Below are 16930 nucleotides of genomic sequence, written 5' to 3' on the forward strand. Positions count from 1 at the left end.
TGGGATATGGCTCTGCTTTTCTGTGGGAGCCGTCGAGCTTTAGCGAGGCCGCGATAGCGGTGTGCCAGGCAACATCTTTATTGACCATGCCGCCGCCTTCGCAGCCTTGCTAAAGCTCGACAGCTCCCACACTTTACCGCGTCCGCTTTAGTCGTCCCGGGCCAGGGAGGCCCCATGGATCCAAAGCCGGATAGGCACGGGCCGCAATATCATCAAATATAGTTAGCCTGCTTCCTTTTACCCCAAGCCCTTGCCATGATGCCCTCACCGCCCGCCCGCGAACGAGTCCCCATGCCTGCCACACAGCCCGCCACCCCCAGCTCCTTGTCGATCACCCTGCAGATCGTCTCCATCGTTTTCTACACGTTTATCGCGTTTATCTGTATCGGCCTGCCGATTGCCGTCATCCCCGGCTATGTCCACGGTGAGCTGGGTTTCAGCGCGGTGGTCGCCGGGATAACCATCGGCTCGCAATACCTGGCCACGCTGCTCAGCCGCCCCATGGCGGGGCGCATGTCGGACAACGTCGGCACCAAGCGCGCTATCGTGCTGGGCCTGAGCGGGATTCTGCTGAGCGGGGTGCTGACGTTCATCGCCACGCTGCTGCAAAGCTTGCCGTTGCTGAGCCTCGGCATATTGATTGTCGGCCGGCTGTTACTCGGCGTCGCGCAGGGCCTGATCGGCGTCGGCACCATCAGTTGGTGCATGGGCGCGGTCGGTGCCGAACATACGGCACGATCGATCTCGTGGAACGGCATCGCCTCCTACGGCGCGATTGCCATTGGTGCACCGCTTGGGGTGGTGATGGTTGCCGACTACGGCTACACCAGCCTCGGAATCGCCCTCACGGCACTTTCCGCCCTGGGCCTGCTGCTGATTCGCAACAAACCTTCGGTGCCCGTGGTGCGCGGCGAGCGGCTGCCCTTCTGGGCGGTATTCGGGCGTATCGCGCCGTTCGGCGCCAGCCTGTGCCTGGCATCGATTGGCTACGGCACCCTCACCACGTTTATCACCCTCTACTACTTGAGCCGTGGCTGGACGGGCGCAGCCTGGTGCCTGACGGTATTTGGCGTGTGTTTCATCCTGTCACGGCTGGTGTTTATCTCTGCCATCAACCGCTTCGGCGGCTTCACCGCGGCGATTGCCTGCATGACCATCGAAACCCTGGGCCTGACGCTGCTGTGGCTGGCACCGTCCACCGGCGTGGCCTTGATCGGCGCCGGGCTGACCGGCTTTGGTTTGTCGCTGGTGTACCCGGCGCTGGGCGTGGAGGCGATCAAGCAGGTGCCCAACAGCAGCCGGGGCGCCGGGTTGAGTGCATATGCGGTGTTTTTTGACCTGGCGCTGGCCATTGCCGGGCCGGTGATGGGTGCGGTGGCGCTGAACCTGGGCTACTCGTGGATCTTCTTCTGCGCCGCCCTGCTCTCGGTCACCGGCCTGGGCCTGACGTTGCTGCTCAAGCGCCGCGCTTACTGATCAGCCGTCTGCAAGCCCGCCCGGGTGGATTGCCCGAGGGTGTGATTAAAGAACCGCCCGGCCTCGGAAATCAGGTCGCGGTGTATGCTTTCACGGTCAACCCCGTCAGCATCGGTGCACATGGCGGGCATCGCGGCCAGTTGGCTCTCGTCGCAAGGCGCCATGAACACAAAGTGCCCTGCCCCGGCCAGCAGCTTGAAGTCCGGCGGCTCCGGCAGTTTGCGCGCCAGGGCCTCGGCGTTCTTGTCCACGGCCACCAGCTTGTCGCCGTCGCCGCTGTAGAGCAGCACCGGTACATGCACGTCCGCCAGGGTGTGGCGGCCAAACATCAGGCTCAACGGCGCCATCAACATCAAGGCATGGATACGCGGGTCGGCCTGCGGTTGCAGGTCGTCGCGGTCGACGATCAACTCGCCCTTGGTGGTGCAGGCGTCGCGATCTTCCGGGCGTTGCTGGCAGTAGCGGCGCAGGCGGTCGAGGTCCGGCTTGGCGCCGGCGAGGATCAGCGCGGTTTCGCCACCGGCCGAATAACCGATGACGCCTACCTGGTCGACGTTGACGAATGGCGACAGCATCGGGTCGCCGAGGGTGGCGGTGATCGCTTCGGAAATCTGGATCGGGCGCCCGTACAGGTTGCTCAAGGTGCCCAGCCGGCTGTGATCCTTGTAGTTGTCGCCAGGGTGCAGCACCGCCACCACCACAAACCCCTTGCGCGCCAGGGAGGTGGCGAGGTCGTGCAGGGCCAGGGGCGTGCCGGTATTGCCGTGGGACAGCATCAGCATTGGAAAGCGGCCGATGGCGATTTTCGAGTCTTCAGTGGCGGCGATGTGATAAGCGCCCACCTGGGTGGTGTGTTCCAGGCCGGTGGACGGGTAGAACGCGACGGCTTTCATCGGCTGCAGATCCAGCGGGTCGAGAAAAGTCATGCGGTGGAAGCCCACACTCCAATGGGGGTGCGGCGCGGGCGCGGCTTGCACTGAAATCAGGCCGCCGAGCAGGGAGAGAACCAAGACTGCACAAAGACGCATCATGGGGATGTCCACCTTTGTTGCGTAAGCCCGCGTAGCTGTTGAAGTATCCATGGTTCAGGCGCTCGGACTGGCAGGGTTTACCCATGCGTGCATAACCTGGGCCAAAGTAGTGACAGCGGGTAAACGAAAAAACTCCGTACTCCGATCGCTTTTCAGGCGAGCAGAATACAGAGTTTAGGCGCCTCGAATCAGATTGATATCGAGGAACAGCAAAATTTACACAAGTCTTACGCTGCGGCAAACAATTGTTCGTTGATCACTGCGTTGGCGTCGCTGATCGCCTTGCTGCGCACTTCATCGCCATAGCCCAGGCCGTGAGCGCGGACGATTTCGATGTCGGTGATGCCGAGGAAGCCCAGCAGTACTTTCAGGTAGTCTTCGTGAGCCACACCGGTAGGCTGGCCAACGTGCAGGCCGCCGGAGGTCGACACGATGATGACTTTTTTGCCACCGGCCAGGCCTTCAGGACCGTTTTCGGTGTAGCGGAATGTCTGGCCGGCGACGGCGATACGGTCGATCCAGGCCTTGAGTTGGGTCGGGATGGTGAAGTTGTACATCGGCGCAGCCAGGACGATGGCGTCGGCCGCGAGGAATTCGGCGAGGGTGTTGGCGCTCAGCTCGGCTTCATGTTTCTGTACGGCATCACGCAGCTCGGCAGCGGTGCCCAGTGCACCCAGGGTCACGCCGGAAAAGTGGTTGATGCCTTCGCTGGCCAGGTCACGGTAGGTCACTTCAACGCCTGGCTCGGCCGCCTGCCAAGTCTTGACGACACCTGCGCTCAACTGACGGGAAACCGAGTTGTCGCCGAGGATGCTGGAATCGATATGCAACAGTTTCATGGTTAATCTCCAAGTAAGCATCGCCAAGGGCGACGGAATGGAAATAAGCCTACAGATGAAACCAATCAGCGATTAGTCAGGCAATATGCGATTATTCGTCCCACTGACAGGACAATAGGCCGACCATGCAAGATCTGAATGACCTCTACTACTTCGCCAAGGTGGTGGAAGCCGGCGGTTTCGCCGCTGCCGGGCGACTGCTGGGGATTCCCAAGTCGCGGCTGTCGCGGCGCATTGCCGAGCTGGAAGAACGCCTCGGCGCCCGCTTGCTGCAACGTACCACCCGCCAACTGACCCTCACCGCCGTGGGTGAACGCTACCTGCGCCACTGCCAGGCAATGCTGCTGGAGGCGGAAATGGCCGATGAGGCAGTGGCCAGCATGTCCAGCGAACCCCGTGGCCGGCTGCGGGTCAGCAGCCCCGTGGGCCTGGCTCACCAATTCCTGCAGACCGTGGTGGCGGAGTTTCTCACCGCCAACCCGCTGGTGCAGTTGGAGATGAACCTGGTCAACCGTCGCGTCGACCTGGTGGCCGAAGGCATTGATGTGGCCTTGCGCGTGCGCGAGCTTGGGGATGAAGACCCGCTGCTGGTGACCAAGCGCCTGCGCCAGGCCCAGACCGCGATTGTCGCCAGCCCCGACTTTGTGCGTGAGCGGCAGATCGACACCCTGGAAGACCTCAAGCAACTGCCGGTGCTGGGCGCCCTGGAAGCAGACCGCATGGTGCACTTTCGCATGCTCAGCCCGGAGGGCAGCAGCCACGACCTGGTGATGGAAGCGCGGCTGGGGATCGATGATTTCCTGGTACGCAAGGCCTGCGCCCTCGCCGGCCTGGGGTTTACCGTGCTGCCGATGATGTATTGCGAGGAGGAATTGGCCAACGGCCAATTGGTGCAGCTCTTGCCGCAATGGTCATTGCCGGGTGGCTGGTTGCAGGCGGTGTACCCACATCGGCGCGGTGTGTTGCCGGCCGTGCGGGCCTGGATCGACCACCTGGATAACGCCTTCAAAGGTTGCGGAGACCGTTTGCTATGAGAATGACCGAAGAACAAGTCGCCACGTTTTGCCTGGGCTTGCCCGGCGCGCGGGAAGATTACAAATGGGGCGGCGTGCGGGTGTTTTCGATTGCCGGCAACAAGATGTTTGCCTTGCAGAACCTGCGGGGCGACTCGCTGGCGTTCAAGGTCGACAAGGAGCTGTTCCTGGGCCATGTGGATCGCCCCGGCATCCACCCGGCGCCGTACCTGGCGCGGGCGCAGTGGATCATCATGGAAACGCCCTACCCGCTGGGCGCCGAGGAACTGCGTGGCCTGTTGCAGCGTTCCCACCAGTTGGTGGTGAGCAAGCTGCCCAAGCGCACGCAGGTCGGCTTGTTGCTAGAAGATCGAGAGTAGCGTGCCACCCAGGAACAGTTGATCAATCCAGAACACCTGGTGCAGCAACACGATCAGCCAGAACACCACCTGATAAGACACCTTGCGCGTCTTGTGGCGAAACACCTGCTGGGCAATCAACGCCCCCGGCCAACCGCCTGCCAGCTCCACCGCGTGCAGGACGTTTTCCGGGGTGCGCCAGCTGTCTTCGCGAGCCTTGCGCTTGTCGCTCCAGTACAGCAGGAACGCCACCACGCTGACCACGCCATAGGCCACCAGCGGGATCAGCGAAACCCCGCGGTACCCCAGCAGCGCCGCACCAAACAGCGGCGCGGCGCACAACAGTGCAAACACCAACGCCTTGAAGCGTGGATGCTGGATGATCATGGCTTGACGGCCGACCAGTCGATCCAGCCGAACTGCCAGGTGGCCAGGATCACCAGGCCGAAGGCGATCCGGTACCAGGCGAACGCCGCGTAGCTGTGGCTGGCGATGAACTTGAGCAGCGCCTTGACCGCGATCATCGCGAAGATGAACGAGGTGACAAAGCCGATGGCAAACACCGGCAGGTCATCCGGCTGGAACAGGTGACGGTACTTGTAGCCCGAATACACCGCTGCGCCGACCATGGTCGGCATCGCCAGGAAGAACGAGAACTCGGTGGCGGTCTTGCGTGACAGGCCGAACAACAGGCCGCCAATGATGGTAGCGCCCGAGCGCGAGGTGCCCGGGATCATGGCCAGGCACTGGGCGAAGCCGACTTTGATCGCGTCCTTCCAGGTGATGTCGTCGACGGTTTCGGCGTGCACTTCATGCTGGCGGCGCTCGGCCCACAACATGATGACGCCGCCCACCACCAACGCCGCCGCAACGGTGATCGGGTTGAACAGGTAGTGTTTGATCAGGTCGGCGAAAATCACCCCCAGCACCACCGCCGGCAATACGGCAATGATCAGGTTGACGGTGAAACGCTGGGCATTGCGCTGGGTCGGCAAGCCAATGACCACGTCGAGGATCTTGCGTCGAAACTCCCACACCACCGCCAGGATCGCGCCCAGCTGGATGATGATATTGAACGCTTCAAAGCGTTCGCCACCGAAGTTGATCAAGTCGGCCACGATAATCTGGTGCCCGGTACTGGAGATCGGCAAAAACTCCGTCAGCCCCTCTACAACGCCGAGTATCAGTGCCTGTACGGCGGTCCAAAGATCCATCGATTCCCCCAAAGGTCATGCCCACGGCATGCCTCGTTGATATTTTTTAGACGTTCACTAACGAAGAGTGCGCTGCAAGCACAGCGCAAATAATCAAGGCCGAACTGCGAAAATTCCGTGAAAAATCAGGCAGGACTCAGGTTTTTTGATTCTGGGCCGAAAGCCTATCAGACAAGCCGGAAATGTCGATGCAGCACCCAAAATTATAAGAACACGGAGTGACAGGACCATGAACAGTTTGCGCAATATGTCTATCAGCCGGCGCCTCTGGCTGATCCTGATCGTCGCCGTGCTGATGCTGCTAACCCTCGGCCTGCTTATGCTCAAGCAGATTCATGGCGACCTGTACCAGGCCAAGAGTGAGCAGACCCAGCGCGTGGTGCAAACCGCCAGCGGGATCCTGACTTATTATCACAGCCTCGAAACCAGTGGCGTCCTGACCCGTGAAGCGGCGCAGAAGCAAGCCTTGAGCGCGGTACGTGGCTTGCGCTACGGAAAGGACGACTACTTCTGGATCAACGATCTCACGCCCGTGATGATCATGCACGCGGCCAACCCCAAGCTCGACGGCCAGAACCTTTCGGCCATCCGCGATCCGGACGGCTTTGCGGTGTTCAACGAGTTCGTGATCCTGGCCAAGGCCAAGGGCGCGGGGATGGTGAACTACCGCTGGCCCAAGCCCGGCGCCGATGCACCGGTGGCCAAGACCTCCTATATACAGCTGTTCGAACCCTGGGGCTGGATCATCGGCTCTGGAGTGTATGTCGATGACGTGCAAGGCGAGTTCCGCGGCCAGGTGTGGAAAGCCTCGGTGGTTGGCCTGGTGATCGCGCTGATCATGGCCCTGCTGGTGGTGCTGATCGCCCGCAGCATCGTGCGCCCGTTGCAGCAGGCAGTGAATGCGATGGCCAATATCGCCAGTGGCGAAAGCGACCTGACCCGCACCCTCGACACCCATGGCCAGGATGAAGTCACTCAATTGTCGCGGCACTTCAACAGCTTTACCGCCAAGCTGCGGCAGGTGGTAGGCCAGTTGCAGACCTGCGCCAACGCCTTGGGCCAGTCGTCCACCGAGCTGGGCAGCAACGCCAGCGATGCCCATGACCGCAGCCAACAGCAATCGCAGCAGATGGAACTGGTGGCGACGGCGATCAATGAAGTCACCTATGGCGTACAGGACGTGGCCAAAAATGCCGAGCATGCCGCCAGCGAAATGCGCGATGCCCAGGTGCAGGCCGAACAGGGCCAGCTCAATATCGATGGCAGCCTGCAACGGATCGACCAGCTCTCCGGCACCATCAGCCAGGCCGTGGAGGTGATCCGGACGCTGTCGACTGAAAGCACGCAGATTGGCGGCGTGCTGGAAGTGATCCGCTCGATTGCCGACCAGACCAACTTGCTGGCCCTCAACGCCGCCATCGAAGCGGCCCGCGCCGGGGAGCAAGGCCGTGGTTTTGCGGTGGTGGCCGACGAAGTACGGCTGCTGGCCCAGCGTACGCAAAAATCCACGGCAGAGATCCAGGCGATGATCGAGCGCCTGCAAGGCCATTCGGAGGCAGCGGTCAAGGTCATCAGCGACAGCCACCAGGCCTCGCAACTGACCATCGAACAAGCAGGCCAGGCGGGCGCGAGCCTGACTGCCATCGGCCAGGCGCTGCGTAATCTCAACGGGCTGAACGCCTCGATTGCCAGTGCCACGTTGCAGCAGGCGCATGTGGTGGAAGACATCAACCAGAACGTCACCCAGGCAGCCGGCTTGTCCCACAGCACCGCGCTGGCGGCGCAGCAGTCCAGCGTCGCGAGTGCGCACTTGAAAGGCCTGAGCGAACAACTCGACAGCCTTCTGCGCCAATTCAAGGTCTGACGCCGATGATCGTTCCCACGCTCTGCGTGGGAACGCATCCTGTGACGCTCTGCGTCACCGTTGCGCAGAGCCGGGACGCGGAGCGTCCGGAACTGCATTCCCACGCAGAGCGTGGGAACGATCTATCGTCGCACCGCCGCTCCCACATTGGTTACAATCAGCGCCCTCTTCGACTCCCCCAAGGAACCGCCATGTCCGGGCTTGAACTGTTTGCCGCCGCCCTGGGGGTGATCGCTGTCTGGTTGACGGTTAAACAGAACCCGTGGTGCTGGCCCATCGGCCTGGTGATGGTGCTGCTGTACACCTGGATCTTCTTCGATGTGAAGCGCTACTCCGACATGCTCCTGCAAGTGATCTACGCCGCCCTGCAACTCTACGGCTGGTGGCAGTGGACCCGCGCCGGTGAGGTCAAGCAGGGCCGGCAAGTCACCAGCCTGGGCCTGCAACCGATCCTGCAAGGCCTGGCTGTGGGTGCTGTGGGCAGCCTGTTGCTGGGCGCAGCCATGGCCCACTGGACCGACGCCGCCCAACCCTGGCTGGACGCGGCCCTGACCGGCTTCAGCCTGGTGGCGCAGATGTGGATGGCGCAAAAACGCGTGCAGTGCTGGCCGTTGTGGATCACCGTGGATGTGATCTTCGTCGGGCTGTTTCTCTACAAAGGCCTGTACCTCACCGCCGCGCTCTACGCCTTGTTCACCGTGATCGCGGTGCAGGGCTGGCGTGAATGGCGCGCCGACCCGGCGTTGCACGCATGAAGGTGGTGGTACTGGCCGGCCCGGAATCCAGCGGTAAAAGCTGGCTGGCCGCCCAGTTGCAGGCACATTTTGGCGGGGTGATGGTGGGCGAATACGTGCGCGATTTCATCGACCACCACCAGCGCGATACCACCCTGGCGGATATCCCGGAGATCGCCCGGGGCCAGTTGGCCTGGGAAGATGCCGCCCGCGCCGCGCAGCCGGCATTGCTGATCCTCGACACCAACCTGTTGACCAACAAGCTGTGGAGCCAGACCCTGTTTGGCGACTACCCGGCGTGGCTCGACAGCGAACTGCTCGCCCGCCACTACGACCTGCACCTGCTGCTGTCGCCGGAAGACGTGGAGTGGACCGCCGATGGCCAGCGCTGCCAGCCGGAGTTTGCCGATCGCCTGGCGTTTTTTCAGGCCAGTCGTGACTGGCTGGAGCAACATCATCTACCGCTACGGGTCATCCGTGGGGATTGGCAAGCACGCCAGGACCAGGCCTTTTCAGCTGTGGAACAACTGCTGGATTGACCGGCGGGGACGGTTTTCATGCACCGCTCGTTAGGCATGGCCCACTTTCAACGCTCTGGCGCGCAGGGCTGAAGACCGGTTATCGGGTCAACGCAGTCCTCTACCTGGGGCACAGGTCAATCCTTAAAAGGAGATTGGCCTATGAACATGCGCATCGTTGCCCGCTTGATCAACTTGCCCGAAGACCGTGGCGTTCGTGTTGAAACCGCCGCCCATCACATCCTGCTGGTGCGTTCGGGTAGCGAGGTTCGTGCCTATCAGGCGGATTGCCCCCACGCCGGGGCGCCCCTGGAGCAAGGCGTGGTCTGTGACGGGAGGATCATTTGCCCGTGCCACAAGGCGGCCTTCCGGGTGGATGACGGCCAGGTCTGCGAGCCGCCCGCGCTGGTGCAGCTCAAGCAGTACCCGGTGGAGATTCACGACGGCGTGGTCAGTGTGGGCGACGAAGCACTGCCCTCGCCCGCTGCCTCGCACACCAACGATTCGCGCTGCTTTATCGTGATTGGCGCCGGTGCAGCCGGTTCGGCGGCCGTGGCCACGCTGCGCCGCAAGGGTTTCAGCGGCCGGTTGTTGTGGATCGACCAGGAACAGGACCCCGCCTACGACCGCACCGCCCTGAGCAAATTCGTCATCTGCGGCGAGATGCCGCCGCAGGACACACCGCCCTTGCTGGACGAGGCCACCTGCCACGCGTCGCGGATCCACGGCGAAGTGCGCCACCTCGACCCTCAAGCCAAGCGCCTCGAGCTTGCGGACGGTCGCCACTTCGACTACGACGCCGCACTGCTGGCCACCGGCGGCGAAGCCAGGCCGCTGGATGTTCCAGGCACCGTACTCAACAACGTGTTCGTGTTGCGCTCCCGGGACGATGCGGCGCGTATCGTCAAGGCGGCTCAACCGGGCACATGTGCAGTGATCATCGGCGACAGTTTTATCGGCCTGGAAGCCGCGTCCGCCTTACGCAAGCGCGGGTTGACGGTGCAGGTGGTGGGCCGTCACGAGATTCCGCTGGCGGCCCAACTGGGCAAGCGCATCGGTGCCTCACTGCGCCAATTGCATGAAGCCAACGGCGTGATATTCCACACCGCCAGCGAGCCTGCACGCCTGGAAGGCCACATGGACGTGACGACGGTGGTGCTGAAAAACGGCCACAGATTGGCCGCAGACCTGGTACTGATAGGCGTCGGCGTCACGCCTGCCACGGGGTTTGTCGAGGGGCTGGAAAAAGCCGAGGACCAGTCGCTGAAAGCCGATGCCGGTTTGTCTGTCGCGCCCGGACTATGGGCGGCGGGCGATATGGTGACCTTTCCATGGAACGGCCAACCCGTGCGCATCGAACACTGGCGTGTGGCGCAGCAACTCGGGGTGCTGGCGGCGCGCAATATGCTGGGCGCACAACAGGTGTTTGCCGATGTGCCGTTCTTCTGGACGTATCACTTCGGCAAGACCTTTGAACTGCTGGGCCACCCCCGCCACTGGAATCAGCTCCACGTGGAAGGCGACCTGCAGCGCCACGACTTCATCGCCCTGCTCTGCCAGGGCGACGAAGTGGAAGCGGTAGTTGCCTGTGAACATCAGCGGGCCATGGCGCTGCTCTCGCAACGCCTGAAGCACCCGCTGAAGAAGGCCGAGGTGCTGGAGCTGATCCGCGGGCTTTAGTAGCCCAGGGACAACCCGGTATTGCGCCGAGGGTCGTTGGCCCCATAGAAACGGTTATTGCCGACCGGCTTGCCGTCCAGGGACGGCGCGCCTACCAGGATCGCCGCCAGGTGGTTGGCGTCCTGCGGGCCGGCAAACTTGTGGCCCCAGCCTTCGAGGATTTTCTGGGTGTCGGGGCTCAGGGCAAAGCGTTCGATATTGGTCGCCTCAGGCAGCCATTGCTGGTGGAAACGCGGGGCGTCCACGGCTTCCTGGATGTTCATCTTGTAGTCGATCACGTTGAGGATGGTCAGCAACGTGGCCGTGATGATACGGCTGCCACCCGGCGTACCCACCACCATCACCGCCTTGCCATCCTTGGTGACTATGGTCGGGCTCATGGACGACAGCGGCGTCTTGCCCGGAGCAATGGCGTTGGCTTCGCCCTGCACCAGGCCGTACATGTTCGGCACGCCGATCTTGGAGGTGAAGTCGTCCATTTCGTCGTTGAGGATCACCCCGGTCTTGCTCGCCATCACGCCCGCGCCGAACCAGTCGTTGAGGGTGTAGGTCACCGAGACCGCGTTGCCCCACTTGTCGACGATGGAGTAGTGGGTGGTGTTATTGCCTTCGTGGGGCGAAACGCCCGGCTTGATGTCCTGGGAGATCCCGGCCTTCTGCGGGTCGATGGCAGCGCGCAGTTTGGCGGCGTAATCCTTGTCCAGCAGGTGCTCGACCGGGTTCTGCACGAAGTCCGGGTCGCCGAGGTAGCTGTTGCGGTCGACGTACGCGTGGCGCATCGCTTCGATCTGGTAGTGCAGGCCCTGGGCCGAGTGATAGCCGAGGTCGGCCATCGGGTAGCCTTCGAGGATGTTCATGATTTCGCAGATGACCACCCCGCCCGAGCTCGGTGGTGGCGCGGACACCACGTGGTAGCCACGGTAGTCACACTCGATGGGCGCCAGTTCGCGGGTCTTGTATTTGTCCAGGTCGGCTTGGGTGATGATGCCTTTGCCCGATTGGCTGGAATCCACAATCGCCTTGGCTACCCAGCCTTTGTAGAAGCCATCGGTGCCCTTGGCGGAGATTTCCCGCAGGGTTTTCGCCAGGTCTTTCTGCACCAGCTTCTGGCCCACCAGCATCGGCTCGCCTCCGTGCAGGAAGATGCCGCGCAGGTCTTTGTCTTTCTTGAATTCGTCGGTGGCGGTGTGCAGCAGGTCGACATCGCCCTGCTCCAGGGCAAAACCGTCTTCGGCCAGCTTGATCGCTGGGGCGATGACCTGGGCGCGCTTGAGGGTGCCGTATTTGCTCAGCGCCAGTTCCATGCCCGACACAGTGCCGGGAACGCCGACCGCCAGGTGGCCCTTGGAGCTGAGGTCCGGGACCACGTTGCCGTCCTTGTCCAGGTACATGTCGGCGGTCGCGGCCAGCGGGGCTTTTTCGCGGAAGTCGAGGAAGGTCTTGCGGCCGTCGGCCAGTTGCACGGTCATGAACCCACCGCCGCCGAGGTTGCCGGCTGCCGGGTACACCACGGCCAGGGCGTAGCCCACCGCCACCGCCGCATCCACGGCGTTGCCGCCGGCCTTGAGCACATCCACGCCCACATGGGTCGCCAGATGCTGGGCGGTGACCACCATGCCATTTTCGCCAGCCACCGGGGCCTGGGAAGCCGCCTGCACGCCGCTGACAGTCAGCACCAACGCGGTGGCAATCAAAGTTCGGGTAAACGGTTGGTATTTCATCCCTGGCTACTCTGTTTGTTAGAAGAACTCGAAAGTAATACGTTTCCGATCCAAGCCCCAGCGTTATGCCGCGTTTGTGACAGAGCCTGTCGGTAACGGAATAATGCCCATGCTATATTCCGGGCCTTTACGCCGCGCAGCAGAGGCTTTTCGATGGTAATCAAGAAGACCGGTATCCGCGCCCAGCAAGCCGACCAGACCCGCGCGCGGATTCTCCAGGCGGCGGTCAAGGTCTTCACCCGCGACGGCTATTCCGGCGGGCGTGTGGAAAGCATTTCCCGCGAGGCCGACTCCAACGACCGCATGCTGTATTACTACTTCGGCAGCAAGGAGCACCTGTTTGTGTGTGTGCTGGAGCACACCTATGAACAGTTCAACAAGGCCGAAAGCAAGCTCAAGCTCGACCTGACTGCACCGGTGCAAGCGTTGCAGGCGCTGGTGGGGTTTATCTGGAATTACTACGTCAAGCATCCCGAGTTTGTGGCGATCCTGAGCATCGAGAACCTGCACCAGGGCAAGCATGCGAAGCAGTCGGGTGAACTGCGGCGGTTGTCCGGGGAGGCGGTTGGGGTGTTGCGGCCGATCATTGAGGCGGGCCAGGCCCAGGGGCTGTTTCGTGAAGATGTGGACATCAAGCATGTGTACTTGATGATTGCTTCGTTGTGCTACTTCTATAACTCCAACCAGCACACGCTGAGTTCGTTTTTGGGGGAGGATTTGGCGGATAAGACCCAGCAGCGGGATTGGCTGGGGTTTATCAGTGATCTGGTGTTGCGCGGGGTATGCGTGACACCGCCCATCCAACGGTAGAACCTGGATCTAAATGTGGGAGCGGGCTTGCTCGCGAATGCGGTGTATCAGTCAATATATTTGGCGACTGACGAACCGCTTTCGCGAGCAAGCCCGCTCCCACATTTTTTGACCGTGTGAATCAGTGGGTACCGGGATTGGCTCGCAGGTGTGCCACGGTTTGCTCCAGGCCTTCCCACTGCGGTGCATGGGGTGCGAAGCGCCCGCGCAGGTAGGCGGCCAACTCCGCCACTTGGGTGTTCGACAAACTGTCCTTGAACGCCGGCATGTAACCCAGATCCTTGGTCGCCGGAGTGCTGATCCCTTGCAAAATCACCTTGATCAGGTTGTCCGGTTGATCGCTGTGCACATTGGTATTGGTCGCCAGTGATGGGCTGACGCCGAACAGCTTCGGGCCCTGCCCGTCGGCATGGCAGGCCTTGCATGAACCTTCGAATACCCGTCGCCCATTGGCATTGGGCACCGTCGCAGCTGCCACCACCTGCGCTTCGGCGGCGCCGCTGTCGTTCAGCGAAGCCAGGTACACCGCCATCGCGCGGATGTCGGTCTTGGGCAGTTTCGCCAGCTCAGTCACGACCGGTCCCATCGGCCCCGTTGCCACGCCATGGGCATCGGAATAACCAGTGCTCAGGTAGCTGAACAATTGGTCTTCGGTCCACGGCGTCGGCGCCTTGGACAAGCCATTCAAGGCCGGCGCTTCCCAACCATCCACCCTGCCGCCCGCGAGGAACGCCTTGCCGCCCTTCTCCGCCCCCATCAGGTTGCGCGGCGAATGGCACGCCGCGCAGTGCCCCAAACCGTTGACCAGGTAAGCGCCACGATTCCATTGCTCGCTGCGCTGTGGCTGCACGCTGATTTCTCCGCGGCGCAGGAACAGCGCATTCCAGCCGGCCATCAACGGTCGGATATTGAACGGAAACTTCATCGCGTTCGGCACCGGTGCCTGGCTCACCGGCGCCTGGGACATCAGGTAGGCATACAGCGCCTGCATGTCGGCATCGTTGATATTGCGAAACGCCGTATAGGGAAACGCCGGGTACAGGTTGCGCCCGTCGCGGCCAATGCCGTCGCGCATCGCCCGCTCGAACGCCGGGTAGGACCAGTTGCCAATCCCGGTTTTCTCATCCGGGGTGATGTTGCTGCTGTAAAGGGTGCCGAACGGCGTATGCATCGCCAGCCCGCCGGCATTGGTGGCACCGCCCGGTGCCGTGTGGCACACCGCGCAATCCCCCACGGCGGCCAGCAAGCGCCCGCGCTCCAGGGTGGCCTTGGACCAGGTGCCTGCACTGGGCGGCGCAATCGGGGCAATTTCGCTGTGAAACGGCCACGCGGTAGCAGCCATGCCCAGCACCGCGCCAAAGGCGGCGAACAATGAGCCGAACAACCATTTGCGGCGCTTTTCCGGGGCCTTCGCCGGCTCGCCCAGGGTGCCTGCATTCAGCGCCGCCAATACCCGCTCGGGGGTAATCGGCAGCTCGCGAAAACGGATGCCGGTGGCGTCATAGATCGCATTGGCAATCGCCGCCGCGCTGGGCACCGAGGCCGACTCACCGGCGCCCATCGGGGGCTGGTCCTGGCGCGGCATCATCAGTACGTCGATCTGCGGCACTTCCGGGAAGGTCAGGATCGGATAACCGCCCCACTCCTTGCTCGCCACGGTCGACTCTTCAAAGGTCACGCGTTCCTTGAGCACACGGCTGGTGGACTGGATCACATTGCCGTGGATCTGATGCTGCACCCCTGCGGGGTTGATCATCATCCCCGAGTCATGCCCGATCACCACGCGCGTCACCGAGACATCGCCGGTCTGCTTGTCGATGGCCACGTCCGCGACCCACGCCGCCCACGCCGCGCCGAAGCCGGGAAACTTGCTGTGGATGTAGCGCGCGTAGGCAAAGCCCCGACCACGCAGCAGGTGGTCCTCATTCGCGGTTTGCATCGGCGCGGTACGCGGTGCCCAGTTGGCGCGTTCGGCGGTGGATTTCACCAGGTCGATGGCGCGCTCGTCCTTCAGGTAACGCAGGCGGTACTCCACCGGGTCGACCCCGGCGGCAAACGCCAGTTCGTCGATATAGGATTCATGGGCGAAGGTGTTGGGCAACGCCGACACACCGCGCATCCACGAGGCGCGAACGATCGGCGCCATGTCGTTGATGGTGACGCGCATGTTCGCGATGTCGTAGGGCGGGATCGAGGTGCGGTCGCCCATCTCGAACATCGCCGCCACCGGCTCGACCCGGCCGGTCAACAGCAGCGCCAGGGTGGGCGCGCCGTTGGACGGGTAGCTGGTTTCAAAGTCATAGGCGGCGATGCTGCCGTCGGCGTTCAGGCCGCCGTCGACATCCATCAATTGCGCGGTGCCCTTGGGCTCCCACAGGTGCTCCTGTTCGCGGGTCAGTTGCACCCGCACCGGCTTGCCCACCGCACGCGACAGCAGCAAGGCGTCGGCGCATACATCATCGGCGCAGTTGCGGCCGTAGCAGCCGGCGGCCTCCATGCGAATCACGTCGATGGACGCTTCCGGGCATTCCAGCAACCAGGCCAGGTCGGCCCGCAGCAGGTGCGGGTTCTGGCTGCCCGACCAGACCCGGCTGCCCCCGGGCTGATAATCCGCCACGCCACAGGACGGGCCGATGGAGCCGTGCATCTGGTATGGCCACAGGTAGGTGCGCGGCATGCGCTGGCTGGCGGCGGCCAGGGCTGCGTCGACGTTGCCCTGGTCGAGCACGGTGCGGCGTACCCGCGGGTTGTCGCGGATTGCCTGCTCCACATCGCTCATGTCCGGCAGTGGGTGGTTCCAGGGTTTCCAGTGCACCTGCAGTTCCTGGGCGGCCTTGATTGCCTGCTCTTCGCGCAATGCCACCACGCCGACAAAATCACGGATCACCACCACCGCAACAATGCCCGGGATATGGGCAATGGATGATTCGTCGACCTTCAGCAGGCTGTTGCCGACAAAGTCACCGCAATCCAGGCCCGCATACGGTGGGCGGATCACCCGACCGTGGAGCATGTCCGGCACGCGCATGTCGTGCACGTACGTCAGTTCGCCGGTGGCCTTGCCCGGGATATCCACCCGGGCTGCGCCCTTGCCCACCAGGCGGTAATCGGCGGTGGCCTTGAGCGGTGCATCGCCGCTGATGCGCAGTTGGTCATGCTCGCCCGTCACCAGTTCACCATAAGTGATGGTGCGCCCGTCTTCGCCGCGGATAACGCCTGCGTCGACCTTGAGACTTTGAGCATTTACGGACCAGCGTTGCGCCGCCCGCGCCAGCAGGAAACGCCGGGCTTCGGCGGCGGCATTGCGCAGCGGAATCGCGGAGATCTGCAAGGTTGCGCTGGCAATGGTCGCGCCCTGGTTCGGCGCACGCTCGGTGTCGCCCAGCACCATGCGCACCTGGTCCATGGTCAGGTCCAGTTCTTCAGCGACGATCTGCGCCAGGGAGGTGCGAATGCCGGTGCCCAGGTCCACGTGCCCGTTGAAGGCGTACACCAGCCCATCATCGTTCACTGCGATAAACAGCCCCAGCTCCTTGGGCTTGACCGTCGGTGTGCCGCCTTTGGCCACCGGCTCCGAAGGTGGCAGCACATCGTCGACGATCAGCAGGACGCCGGCCTTGGCCAGCCATTGGTCGCGGGAAGGGATTGCGTCAGTCATGGTCATCGATCCA

At 62.8% G+C, this 16930-nt stretch carries 14 protein-coding genes; 8 read left to right on the forward strand and 6 right to left on the reverse strand.

Translation table 11 applies throughout. From position 1 onward, the window contains the following. Positions 1 to 291 precede the first annotated feature (291 nt). A complete protein-coding gene (locus V6607_RS17245; protein ID WP_134326696.1) occupies positions 292 to 1476 on the forward strand; it encodes an MFS transporter in 1185 nt (394 codons plus the stop codon). Here the strand turns inward: V6607_RS17245 and V6607_RS17250 are convergent. Both V6607_RS17250 and V6607_RS17255 read right to left on the reverse strand, forming a co-directional pair. Then, complete coding sequence (locus V6607_RS17250) at positions 1470 to 2507, reverse strand: dienelactone hydrolase (RefSeq protein WP_008436172.1); 1038 nt, start codon at positions 2505 to 2507, stop codon at positions 1470 to 1472. The two genes, V6607_RS17245 and V6607_RS17250, sit on opposite strands and share 7 nt — an antisense overlap. Positions 2508 to 2734: 227 nt before the next feature. Then, positions 2735 to 3346: an FMN-dependent NADH-azoreductase gene (locus V6607_RS17255; protein ID WP_003215366.1), complete on the reverse strand. Its 612-nt coding sequence runs from the start codon at positions 3344 to 3346 to the stop codon at positions 2735 to 2737. A gap of 125 nt (positions 3347 to 3471) precedes the next feature. Between V6607_RS17255 and V6607_RS17260 the strand changes: the two genes are divergently transcribed. Next, positions 3472 to 4380, forward strand: a complete 909-nt coding sequence (locus V6607_RS17260) for a LysR substrate-binding domain-containing protein (protein ID WP_003215364.1) — start codon at positions 3472 to 3474, stop codon at positions 4378 to 4380. Further along, a complete protein-coding gene (locus V6607_RS17265; protein WP_032899493.1) occupies positions 4377 to 4739 on the forward strand; it encodes an MmcQ/YjbR family DNA-binding protein in 363 nt (120 codons plus the stop codon). The genes V6607_RS17260 and V6607_RS17265 overlap by 4 nt, the downstream gene beginning before the upstream one ends. On the opposite strand, the gene V6607_RS17270 is transcribed toward V6607_RS17265, so the two are convergent. Both V6607_RS17270 and V6607_RS17275 read right to left on the reverse strand, forming a co-directional pair. After that, the gene (locus tag V6607_RS17270) at positions 4722 to 5105 is read right to left on the reverse strand and encodes a DUF1294 domain-containing protein (protein ID WP_003215359.1); all 384 of its coding nucleotides are present in this window, start codon (positions 5103 to 5105) and stop codon (positions 4722 to 4724) included. The genes V6607_RS17265 and V6607_RS17270 overlap by 18 nt on opposite strands. Continuing rightward, positions 5102 to 5932: an undecaprenyl-diphosphate phosphatase gene (locus tag V6607_RS17275; RefSeq protein WP_003215357.1), complete on the reverse strand. Its 831-nt coding sequence runs from the start codon at positions 5930 to 5932 to the stop codon at positions 5102 to 5104. Before V6607_RS17275 ends, V6607_RS17270 begins: the two co-directional genes overlap by 4 nt. Before the next feature lie 229 nt (positions 5933 to 6161). Here V6607_RS17275 and V6607_RS17280 point away from each other — a divergent pair, with 229 nt between their 5' ends. The 4 genes from V6607_RS17280 to V6607_RS17295 all read left to right on the forward strand — a co-directional run bounded on the left by V6607_RS17280 (position 6162) and on the right by V6607_RS17295 (position 10728). Beyond that, positions 6162 to 7796 (forward strand): methyl-accepting chemotaxis protein, encoded by a 1635-nt coding sequence (locus tag V6607_RS17280; protein ID WP_134326697.1) that lies wholly within the window; start codon positions 6162 to 6164, stop codon positions 7794 to 7796. A gap of 191 nt (positions 7797 to 7987) precedes the next feature. Beyond that, positions 7988 to 8551, forward strand: coding sequence for a nicotinamide riboside transporter PnuC (gene pnuC, locus V6607_RS17285; protein WP_134326698.1), 564 nt, complete (start codon positions 7988 to 7990; stop codon positions 8549 to 8551). Then, a complete protein-coding gene (locus V6607_RS17290) occupies positions 8548 to 9069 on the forward strand; it encodes an AAA family ATPase (protein WP_134327681.1) in 522 nt (173 codons plus the stop codon). Before pnuC ends, V6607_RS17290 begins: the two co-directional genes overlap by 4 nt. Positions 9070 to 9210: 141 nt before the next feature. Beyond that, positions 9211 to 10728 (forward strand): FAD-dependent oxidoreductase, encoded by a 1518-nt coding sequence (locus V6607_RS17295; protein WP_134326699.1) that lies wholly within the window; start codon positions 9211 to 9213, stop codon positions 10726 to 10728. Here V6607_RS17295 and ggt read toward each other — a convergent pair. Continuing rightward, positions 10725 to 12449, reverse strand: a complete 1725-nt coding sequence (gene ggt, locus V6607_RS17300) for a gamma-glutamyltransferase (protein ID WP_003215346.1) — start codon at positions 12447 to 12449, stop codon at positions 10725 to 10727. The two genes, V6607_RS17295 and ggt, sit on opposite strands and share 4 nt — an antisense overlap. 153 nt (positions 12450 to 12602) lie before the next feature. Here ggt and V6607_RS17305 point away from each other — a divergent pair, with 153 nt between their 5' ends. Continuing rightward, positions 12603 to 13259 (forward strand): TetR/AcrR family transcriptional regulator, encoded by a 657-nt coding sequence (locus V6607_RS17305; RefSeq protein WP_003215344.1) that lies wholly within the window; start codon positions 12603 to 12605, stop codon positions 13257 to 13259. A gap of 121 nt (positions 13260 to 13380) precedes the next feature. Here V6607_RS17305 and V6607_RS17310 read toward each other — a convergent pair whose 3' ends face one another. Continuing rightward, positions 13381 to 16917 carry a molybdopterin cofactor-binding domain-containing protein gene (locus tag V6607_RS17310; RefSeq protein ID WP_177437404.1) on the reverse strand — a complete coding sequence of 1179 codons (3537 nt, stop codon included), beginning with the start codon at positions 16915 to 16917 and terminating at the stop codon, positions 13381 to 13383. Positions 16918 to 16930 lie beyond the last annotated feature (13 nt).

Source organism: Pseudomonas sp. KK18 (assembly GCF_037094675.1).
In the GTDB taxonomy this organism is placed as follows: Bacteria; Pseudomonadota; Gammaproteobacteria; order Pseudomonadales; family Pseudomonadaceae; genus Aquipseudomonas.